The organism is Pseudomonas sp. 22526 (genome assembly GCF_052044735.1).
Lineage (GTDB): Bacteria > Pseudomonadota > Gammaproteobacteria > Pseudomonadales > Pseudomonadaceae > Aquipseudomonas > Aquipseudomonas piscium.
Genome location: NZ_JBQENK010000024.1, coordinates 55,379 through 65,262 on the forward strand (window position 1 = coordinate 55,379; position 9,884 = coordinate 65,262).

Genomic DNA, 9,884 nt, shown 5'->3' on the forward strand with positions numbered 1-9,884 from the left:
CCGATTGATCAGGATCCAGGGCTTAATGCGTTGCCGCGCGGTTCGCCACCACGGCCGCGGCGGGCTTGCCGTTACGCTGGCCCGGGGTCTGCCGACCCGGGCTCGGGCTGGTGCGGGCGAAGAAGATCATCACGGCGGCCACCAGCGAGGTCGCCGCCAGGCCGTACATGCCGCCTTCGATCGAACCGGTGGACTGCTCCAGGAAACCGAAGGCGGTCGGCGCGACGAAGCCGCCCAGGTTGCCGATAGAGTTGATCAGCGCGATCACCGATGCCGCGATGCGGGCATCCAGGTAGCTCTGGGGGATCGGCCAGAACAGCGCCGAGGCGGCCTTGAAGCCGATGGCGGCAAAACAGATCGCGACAAAGGCGAAGACCGGGCCGCCGGTGGTCGACATGAACATGCCGAAGGCCGCGATCACCAGCGTCAGCGCGACCCAGGCCTGCTGGAATTTCCATTTGCCGGCCATGGCGGCGAAGCCATACATCGCCCCGATGGAAATGATCCAGGGCACCGAATTGAACAGGCCGACCTGGAAGTCGCCGAGGTTGCCCATCTGCTTGATCATGCTCGGCAGCCAGAACGTGGCGCCATAGATGGTCAGCGCGATGGAGAAGTAGATGAAGCAGAACAAGGCGATCTGTCGGTCGGCCAGCAGCCTGAACATCGATGGCTTGCCGCCCTTCGCCGCCTCGCGCGCCTGCTGCTCCTCGGCGATGGCCGCGATCAATGCGCCCCGCTCCTCGTCGCTCAACCATTTCGCCTCGCGCGGATGGGATTGCAGCCAGAACCAGACAAAACCGCAGAGCAGGATGGAGGCGAACCCCTCGATCAGGAACATCCACTGCCAGCCCTGCAGGCTCAAGCCCTGGATGTGCAGCAAGGCCCCGGACACCGGGCCGGAAATCACCGAGGCAATGGCCGAGCCACTGAGGAAGACCGCCATGGTCTTGCCGCGCTCGGACGCCGGCAGCCACTGGGTGAAGTAATAAATGATGCCGGGGAAAAACCCGGCCTCCGCCGCGCCGAGGATAAAGCGCAGCACATAGAAACTGGTTTCGCCCTGGACGAAGGCCATCGCCATCGCGGCGGCGCCCCAGGTGAACATGATCCGGGTCAGCCAGACGCGTGCTCCATATCGTTGCAACAGCAGGTTGGAGGGCACTTCGAACAAGGCGTAACCGACGAAAAACAATCCGGCGCCCAGCCCATAGGCCGCGGCGCCAATGCCCAGGTCGGCCTCCATATGGCTGCGCACGAAACCGATGTTGACCCGGTCGATGTAGTTGACGATGAACATGATCACGAACAGCGGCAGCACATGGCGTTTCACTTTGCCGGCGGCACGGGCGAGTACCGTGGGCGGACTCTGGAAGGTATTCAAGGGGCGACTCCCGATCTTGTTTTTTTAGGGACGAGCCGATCATGGACGCGGCAATTGATCCCGTCTAATCTAACCTGGCATTGGATTGATACCTGGATTGGATCAGTGTTCGAACTCACCCAGCTGCGCTGCTTCACCACGGTCGCGACCGAACTCAACTTCCGTCGGGCCGCCGAACGGTTGCATATGACGCAACCGCCCCTCAGCCGACAGATCCAACTGTTGGAACATCACCTGGGTGTCGAGTTGTTCACCCGCACCACCCGCAGCGTCGCCCTGACCGCCGCCGGTCGCGCCTTCTTCGTCGAAGCGCAGAACCTGCTGGAGCGCGCCCAGCAGGCCGCCGCCACCGCCCGACGCTTCGCCGAAGGGGATATCGGCTCGGTCAACATCAGTTTCGTCGGCAGCGCGGTGTATGAGTTCCTGCCCAAGGTCATCGCCGAAACCCGGCTCAAGCAGCCCCAGGTGAAAATCGACCTGTCGGAGATGAACACCTATCAGCAGCACGAGGCCCTGCGCGCGCGCCGGATCGACCTGGGCATCGTCCGCGCGCCGTTGCTGGAATCGGGCTACGCCACCGAATGCCTGGTGCGCGAGCCGTTCGTCCTGGCCGTGCCGAGCAGCCATAGGCTGGCCAGCGCCGAAACCCTCTCCGTGCAGGACCTCGATGGCCAACCCTTCCTCATGTATTCCCACGCCGCCTACCCGCCCTTCAACGAACTGCTGACCGGGATGCTTCGCTCCGCCCGCGTCGCCCCGGACTATGTGCAATGGCTTGGCTCGTCCCTGACCATCCTGGCCCTGGTCAACGCCGCGATGGGCCTGGCCCTGGTGCCACGCTGCGCCAGCAGCGTGATGTTCAAGAATGTGGTGTTTCGCGATATCGACCTGGGCGAAGGCGTGCAAAGCGAGCTGCACCTGATCTGGCGCGAGAACAATGACAATCCGGCATTCGCGATGTTGCTGGAAGGCATTCGCCGGGCTGTCAGGGAAGGATGGGGAACACACTGAAAGCCCAGAGGACGCTGCCCAGGGCTTTTTCGTTTGTGCGCCGCTTTTGCATTTCTGTGCGACAGATCCCACTTCGGGGACTCCCGTACCAATCCTCCCTGGTGTTAGCGTGGGAAGGTTGATCAGACATTTCCTAACAATCTGCAAGGAACGCCTCCCGCAATGGATTTTTCCCTCAAGCAACTGGCCGCGGCCACCCTGATGCTGGCCAGCCTGTCAGCCTTCACCAGCACCGCCCACGCCAACATCACCCCACAGCAGAACGCGGCGATCCTCAAGAGCTTCGCCGATGCCTCGGTCAAGGACTTCCGCCAGTTCCTCGGCACCCTGGGCAAGAGCGAGCTGGCCAAGAGCGCCAACCTCGGCCCGGCCATCAGCGCCTTCCTCGACAACAAGACGCTTTCCGCCGAGCAGCAGAACGAGATCCATCGCCTGCTGGGCCTCTATGCCCGGGTGAAGTACGGCAAGGCCGCCACCGAAACCCTGCGCGAACTGGTGGCCATCCCCACCGTGCGCGTCGACGGCGTGCCCCAGCACGAGAACCCCGAATTCATCAAGATCGCCGACAAGATCCACGCCCTGGCCAAGGCCTTCAACCTGAACTTCCGCAACGTCGACAACCGCGTCTACGAGATCTCCCTGGAAGGCAGCGGCAATGAAGTGGTGGGCATCCACGCCCATGCCGACGTGGTGCCGGTGACGCCGGAGAACTGGGTGCTGCAGGACGGCACCAAACTCGACCCGTTCAAGGTCACCCTGGTCGGCGACCGCATGTATGGCCGCGGCACCGAGGACGACAAGAACGGCATAGTCGTGGCCCTGTACGCGATGAAGATCATCAAGGAAGAGCAGCTGCCGCTGGCGCGCAACTTCAAGCTGCTGGTGGACACCACCGAGGAAACCAGCGGCGACGCCATCCCCTACTACTTCGAACACAACCCGACGCCCAACTACAACCTGGCGCTGGATGGCGGCTACCCGGTGGTGATCGCCGAGAAAGGCTACGGCACCGTGATGGCCAGCTTCCCGCGGCGCACCGCCGAGGGCAAAGGCGCACAAATCGTGTCGATGACCGGCGGCCTGGCCACCAACCAGATCCCGGGCGCCTCGGTCGCCACCCTGGTAACCGACCAGCCCGCGGAACTGGCCGCCAGCCTGCAGAAAGCCGGCAGCGAATACGCCAAGGCCCATGGCGGCGACTTCAGCGTGGCCGCCAAGGTCGAAGGCAAGGACGTCAAGCTGACGGTCACCGGCGTGTCCGCCCACTCCTCCGAGCCCGAGTCCGGGGTCAACCCGGTGGCGCGCATGCTCGACTTCATCAACGGGCTCGACGGCAAGGTCGCGCTCAAGCACAACCAGATCACCGATGCCGCCCGCTACGCCGCCGACAACTGGGGCCTGGACTACCTGGGCAACAAGCTGGGGGTCGGTTTCGCCGATGACTTCATGGGCCCGCTGACCACCTCCCTGACCTATGTCGGCCAGGACGAAAAAGCCTTCAAACTGGCGGTCAACCTGCGCGTGCCCAAGGGCAAGACCCCGGAGGTGCTGCAACAGCAGATCGCCGACAAGCTGGCCGCCTGGAGCAAGAAGAACCAGGTCGCGGTGAACTTCGATTACTCGATCGCCGAACCGATGTACCGCAACCCCGAGGGTGAATGGGTCAAGGCGCTGTTGGCGGTGGCCAGCGAAAACCTGGGCATGAAGCACGAGTTCGGCACCTCCGCCGGCGCCACCTCGGTGCATGAACTGCCCAACGGCGTGCAATTCGGCCTGGCCCGTCCCGAGGTCAAGTACACCGGCCACAACGACAACGAGTTCAAGACCGTCGAGCAGTTCCAGCTGGACCTGCAGATCGTCACTGAAATGTTCGGTCGCATCGGCCAGCTACCGAAACTCTGAGCCCATTCGGACCCGCCGCCCTGGCGGGTCCACTGCGGTGCTCATCCCGATCCAGGTCGGGCTCGAGTCCTATCCCCCTTGATGCACGACCGGCCAGGCGCCATGTCGTTTCTGGATATGTCGACAGGCGAATAGTGGCACATTGACGCCATCCAAAAGGATAGACTCAGTTGCAAGCGGCCAAGCTTGGCCAACCCACGCCGGCATTGCGTAAGGAAAACGCTCTGCCTGCGTCTTTTTGCCGTATTTCATTAAACCGCCACCAGAACCCTGTACTAGGATACGAGGCGGCGGCGAATCCGGCGAAAGGCTCTAAACATAGTCTCGCCGCACTCGTCGCTTACTAAGGCAAGTGTCGCGCAACACGAAACTCATGGATGAAACGATGAACTCACAAATACTGTTCCCACACATTGGCAAGGTCATCGCCAGCACCGGCAGTCGCAGTTTTCCGCGCATGCTGCATGATCTGATACGCACCCAACTGGCGGTGGACGCCACGCATATCACCCAGATGCGTGTGTATTCAGAGGGTCAATCACAGCCCAGGAACGAGCGCGACGAGGTCTACAGCGACTCCACGCCCGCCCCGTCCGGAGCGCATTCGACGGCACGCCCTGCCGAGACTGCCGCGCAATTGCACCTGACCAGCCACAAGGACGATTACCGCTACGTGATCTCGGTCTACCGCTCCTGCCAGTCGCAGAGCTTCTCGCACCAGGAACGCAGCCTGCTGCAGGACTTTTCCCCGCTGCTGCTGCCCATGGTGGAGGAACACCTGGCGGCGCTGCAGCCGCCCAACGCCCCAGGGGACCACCCCGAGGCCGCCGACAGCCTGGAACACCAGGGCCTGGAAACCCTGCGCCTGCGCTTCGCCGCGCGCCTGCGGCAGTCGGGGCTGAAGCTGTCGAACCGGGAAATGCAGGTCTGCGTCGGCCTGCTCGCCGGGCGCACCGCCCCCGAGCTGGCCGGGCAGTTGAAACTCAAGGTGCACACCGTCGAGAGCTACCTCAAGCGGGCGGCGATCAAGATGGGGATCAGCGGGCGCCACTCGCTGCTGCGCTGGATGTACTCCCCGGACGAGGCCACGGCCACCCCAGGGCCAAGCACCAGCCTCTGATCCTCCGGGCCCGAGAAGGAGACGTCCCGCTCAGTCGTCCATGAGCGGGGCAAGCCCTTAAGGCGGAACCGCGAAGGACGCGACGGCGACGCCCGCATCAAGCCGTCACTTCCCGCCCCTGCACCACCCCACGCCTCGCGCCGGCCCGGAGCCCATGGCGCAGCTTCAAGGCCGGCCGCTCGACGCAGTAGTAGGAAACGCCGCTGAATAACAGCGACAGCGCCAGCACGCTGGCAACCATGGGCGCATCGTAGGCCACCGGCCAGAACGCCCGCAGCAGGTACATCACCACAAAGTGATTGAGGAACACGCCGTAGCTGATGTTCCCGAGGAACTCGTCGATCCGGTGGAATCCGAGCTTCGTCAGCAGGTACACGGCCGGCACGCCCAGCGCCAGGCCGGCGGTCACCTCGGCATTGAACGGCCGACGCTCTATCCAGCCGGCCATGATCGCCACGAATATCAGGGCCGCCGCCACGGCGCTGCCGCCAGCGATCAGCAACCCCTTCGCCCGCGCCTGGTACAGGTAGCTGCCGCACAGGAACATGAACAGCACGCCGGGCAATAGCCGGTAGCCGTACAGGTCGGTGTTGATGAAACCCAGGCACGCGGCGAGGAAGACCGCCACCGACAGGGCAAAGGCAACGCCGCGCGCCCGGTAGAGGATCAGGAACGGGATCACCAGGTAGAAGCACATCTCCAGCCCCAGCGACCAGGCCGGCGGCAGGATCTCCACGCCGGCCGCCCCGAACATATAGAAACCCAGGGGCACGATGGGCAGGCTGGCGGCGATGTTCCGGAGCGTCAGCTCGGCGGCTTGCGGCGTGCCGGGCAGCAGGAAATGGATCACCGCGCAGGAGGCGGCGAAGTAGAACAGAAATTGCGGGTAAAGCCGCAAGGCCCTGTCCAGGTAGAACAGGCCGATTTTTGCCGGTGCCCGGTAGCTACGCTCGATCAGCGAGGTCATCACGAAACCGCTGATGATCAGGAAGGAAATCACGGCCACCACGCCGGGATTGAGCCCCATGAATGTCTTGCCCATATGCGAAACGGCAACCAGGACAGCCAACAACAGACGATACGCACCCACTCGCGACCCCAAACGTCCTTGTAATTGTGACGCGTAAGCTACGCTGCTTTGCCTGGGGAAAACAGGCCTTTTGCCATATTCCGTGGGCGCAACCACAGCCTTTGCCGCTCGGTTGCCGGCAGCCCGGCCCGCCCGGGTTTGGCCTGGGCGGGTTGTGCACGTCAGTCCCGCGCCAGGGCTTCGATCGGGTCCAGCCGCGCGGCGTTGCGCGCCGGCACGAAGCCGAAGACGATGCCGATCAGGGTCGAGCAGGCGAACGCGGTGATGATCGAGCCCAGGGAAAACACCATTTCCCATTCCTTGACGAACAGCGAGAACAGATAGCCGATGGCGTAGGACAGGGTGATGCCGATCATCCCGCCGATCAGGCAGACCATCACCGCCTCCACCAGGAACTGCTGGCGGATGTCCGACTGGCGCGCGCCCACCGCCATGCGGATGCCGATCTCGCGGGTGCGCTCGGTGACCGACACCAGCATGATGTTCATCACGCCGATGCCGCCGACCACCAGGGAAATCACCGCGATCAGCGACAGCAGCAGCGCCAGGGAGCGGCTGGTCTTCTGCACCGTCTGCATGATGCTGTCCAGGTTGTTGGTGAAGAAGTCCTTGGTGCCGTGGCGCTGCAGCATCAGCTTGGTGACATTGTCTTCCACCACCTTGCTCGGCTGGCCGTCCTTGATCCGCACCGTGATGCTGTCCAGGTAGCGCTGGCCGAGCAGGCGCCCGGCCGCGGTTTCATAGGGCACCCAGACATTCAGCGCCTTGCTCGCGGCGAACATGTTCTTGTTCTCCGCGGTTACGCCAATCACCGTGCACGGCAGGTTGCCCACCAGGATCACCTGGCCCAGGGGATCCTCCCCGGGGCCGAACAGGCGGTGGCGGGTGTTGTGGTCGATGACCACCACCTGGGCCTGGCGCCGGGCGTCGCTTTCGCTGAAGGCGATACCGGCCGCCAGCTTCAGCCCGCGCACCTGGAAGTACTGGTCGCTGACGCCGTTGACCTGGGCGTCGAGGTCGATATTGCGGTAGCGCAGCAACATGTTGCGCCCCACCACCGGGGTGGCGCTGTCGACGTAGTACAGCTGGTTGAGGGCCGCGACATCGGCCGGCACCAGGGTCTCGATGGCCGTCGCCCGGCTGTCGCCGAAGCTGGTGCCGGAATAGATATCGATGGTGTTGCTGCCGATGGCCTGGATGTCCTTGAGCACATAGCGCTTGGCGCCCTCGCCGATGGCCGAGATCGACACCACCGAGGTGATGCCGATGACGATCCCGAGCATGGTCAGCAAGGTGCGCATGCGATGGGAAATCAACGCCACCCAGGCCATGTTGAAGGCCTCGCGGAACAGCCCCAGGCTGGCCACCAGGTGCCGCGCGCCATTGCCCTTAAGGGCTACGGGCGGCTCGCTGGGCGCCTGGGCGCCCTCGCGGACATTGGCCTGGTCGCTGAGGATCTCGCCGTCGCGCACCTCGATGATCCGCTCGGCATTGGCCGCGACCTTGGGGTCGTGGGTGACGATGATCACCGTGTGCCCGAGGGCATGCAGCTCCAGCAGGATGTTCATCACCTCCTTGCCGCTGGCGGTGTCCAGGGCGCCGGTGGGTTCGTCGGCGAGTATCACTTCGCCGCCGTTCATCAAGGCCCGGGCGATACTCACCCGCTGCTGCTGGCCGCCGGACAGCTGGCTCGGCCGATGGCTCAGATGCCCGGTCAGGCCCAGCCGCGCCAGCAGCTCCCGGGCCCGGCCGTGGCGCTTGGCCTCGGCGGTGCCGGCATAGATCGCCGGCATCTCGACGTTGTGCATGGCGCTCAGGTGCGGCAGCAGGTGATAGCGCTGGAAGATGAAGCCGAAGTAGTCGCGGCGCAGCTCCGCCAGGGCCTGATCGTCGAGGTCGCGGGTTTCCTGGCCGTTGATCCGGTAGCTGCCGCCGGTGGCGTAGTCGAGGCAGCCGAGGATGTTCATCAGGGTCGACTTGCCGGAGCCCGAAGCCCCGGTGATCGCCACCATCTCGCCGGCCTCGATGCTCAGGTCGATGTGCTTGAGGGCCATGAACTCGCGCTCGCCGGCCATGAAACTGCGGCTGATGCCTTTGAGCTCCAGCAGGGGCTGGCTCTGGGATTGAGAATGGGGCTGGGTCATGGTCAGGCCCCCGCCACGGCCGGCAGCGGATCGCCGATCACCACCCGGTCGCCTTCGGCCAGGCCGTCCTTGATCTGCACCTTGACGTTGTTGTTGATGCCGGTCTGCACGCTACGTTGCTGGGCCTGGCCCTTGGCGTCGAGGACCCGCACCGGGAAGCTGCCGTCGTTGTTGCGCGGGCCCAGCGCGGCCACCGGCACCGTCAGCACATCCTTGGCGGTGTCGAGCACGATGCGCACCTGGGCGGTCATGGAGATCCGCAGGCGATGATCGGGGTTGGGCACATCGAACAGCGCGTTGTAGAACACCGCGGTGGTCTGTTTCGGCGTGCCGGCGGGCGGGGTGTCGAGGAAGTTCTGCGGCGCCGGCTCGGTGCCGCGCAGCTTGCCGTAGTAGCGCCGGTCCTCGCCGAGAATGGTGAAGTACACCTCCTGGCCAGGGCTGATATGGATCACGTCGGCCTCCGAGACCTGGGCCTTGACGGTCATGGTGTCGAGGTCGGCCAGCTTGAGCAGTACCGGCGCCAGCTGGTTGGCGATCACGGTCTGGCCTTCCTGGGTGACGATGCCCACCACGTCGCCGTCGATGGGCGCGACGATGCGGGTATAGGCCAGGTTGACCTTGGCGGTGTCGATCTGGATATGCGCGTTCTTGATCTGCGCATCCAGGGACAGCAGGTTGGCGCGCTGCACCTCATAGTTGGCCGTGGCGGTCTCGAATTCCTGCTTGGAAATCGCCGCGTCTTCCTGCAAGCCCAGGTAGCGCTCGTAGATCGACTTGGTTTCCTTGAGCTGGGCGATGGTGGCGCGCCGTTGCGCCTGCAGGTTTTCCTCGTCGACCTGGGCCTGGCGCAAGGTGTTCTGCAGCACCAGCGGGTCGATTTCCGCCAGCCACTGGCCCTTCTTCACCTTGTCGCCGAGCTTGACCTTGAGCGACTTCAACTGCCCGGACACCTGGGCGCCGACATCCACCTGCTTGATGCCTTCGAGCAGACCCGAGGCCAGCACCGCGTTCTCGATATCGCCGCGCTCGACCTTGGCGGTCAGGTATTGCGGCGCCTGCGCCGGTGCCCGCACCGCGTAGAAAACCAAACCGGCCACCACGACCAGCGCCAACCCCATAGCGATTTTGCGAAACTTCGACTTTTCCATAGGTGACCACAAATCCGTTGAGGGTGAACCCGGCGGCTGCCGGGCCTCACTGTGCGAAGCACCCTATTGCCGTCATGAGCGG

At 64.3% G+C, this 9,884-nt stretch carries 7 protein-coding genes; 3 read left to right on the forward strand and 4 right to left on the reverse strand.

Translation table 11 applies throughout. The features are described from left to right. Positions 1-22 precede the first annotated feature (22 nt). Positions 23-1,384: an MFS transporter gene (locus ACTJKT_RS27685; RefSeq protein WP_440789429.1), complete on the reverse strand. Its 1,362-nt coding sequence runs from the start codon at positions 1,382-1,384 to the stop codon at positions 23-25. A gap of 105 nt (positions 1,385-1,489) precedes the next feature. On the opposite strand from ACTJKT_RS27685, the gene ACTJKT_RS27690 reads away from it, so the two are divergent. The 3 genes from ACTJKT_RS27690 to ACTJKT_RS27700 all read left to right on the forward strand — a co-directional run bounded on the left by ACTJKT_RS27690 (position 1,490) and on the right by ACTJKT_RS27700 (position 5,417). Next, entirely contained in the window at positions 1,490-2,395 is a 906-nt protein-coding gene (locus tag ACTJKT_RS27690) for a LysR substrate-binding domain-containing protein (RefSeq protein WP_440789431.1), read from the forward strand. A 162-nt stretch (positions 2,396-2,557) separates the two neighbouring features. Next, the gene (locus ACTJKT_RS27695; RefSeq protein ID WP_440789432.1) at positions 2,558-4,297 is read left to right on the forward strand and encodes a dipeptidase; all 1,740 of its coding nucleotides are present in this window, start codon (positions 2,558-2,560) and stop codon (positions 4,295-4,297) included. Between the two features lie 385 nt (positions 4,298-4,682). Then, complete coding sequence (locus tag ACTJKT_RS27700; protein WP_440789434.1) at positions 4,683-5,417, forward strand: helix-turn-helix transcriptional regulator; 735 nt, start codon at positions 4,683-4,685, stop codon at positions 5,415-5,417. A 97-nt stretch (positions 5,418-5,514) separates the two neighbouring features. Here the strand turns inward: ACTJKT_RS27700 and ACTJKT_RS27705 are convergent, their stop codons facing one another. The 3 genes from ACTJKT_RS27705 to macA form a co-directional block, all read right to left on the reverse strand. Beyond that, entirely contained in the window at positions 5,515-6,507 is a 993-nt protein-coding gene (locus ACTJKT_RS27705) for an acyltransferase family protein (protein WP_440789436.1), read from the reverse strand. Positions 6,508-6,668: 161 nt separating this feature from the next. Then, positions 6,669-8,651 carry a MacB family efflux pump subunit gene (locus tag ACTJKT_RS27710; RefSeq protein WP_440789438.1) on the reverse strand — a complete coding sequence of 661 codons (1,983 nt, stop codon included), beginning with the start codon at positions 8,649-8,651 and terminating at the stop codon, positions 6,669-6,671. Positions 8,652-8,653: 2 nt separating this feature from the next. Further along, positions 8,654-9,802, reverse strand: coding sequence for a macrolide transporter subunit MacA (macA, locus tag ACTJKT_RS27715; RefSeq protein ID WP_440789439.1), 1,149 nt, complete (start codon positions 9,800-9,802; stop codon positions 8,654-8,656). Between the last annotated feature and the right edge of the window lie 82 nt (positions 9,803-9,884).

Bases quoted from the DNA above. Each gene is read 5' to 3' on its own strand.
- ACTJKT_RS27695 (WP_440789432.1), top strand. From the start codon at position 2,558: ATGGATTTTTCCCTCAAGCAACTGGCCGCGGCCACCCTGATGCTGGCC.
- ACTJKT_RS27700 (WP_440789434.1), top strand. From the start codon at position 4,683: ATGAACTCACAAATACTGTTCCCACACATTGGCAAGGTCATCGCCAGC.
- ACTJKT_RS27710 (WP_440789438.1), bottom strand. From the start codon at position 8,651: ATGACCCAGCCCCATTCTCAATCCCAGAGCCAGCCCCTGCTGGAGCTC.
- macA (WP_440789439.1), bottom strand. From the start codon at position 9,802: ATGGAAAAGTCGAAGTTTCGCAAAATCGCTATGGGGTTGGCGCTGGTC.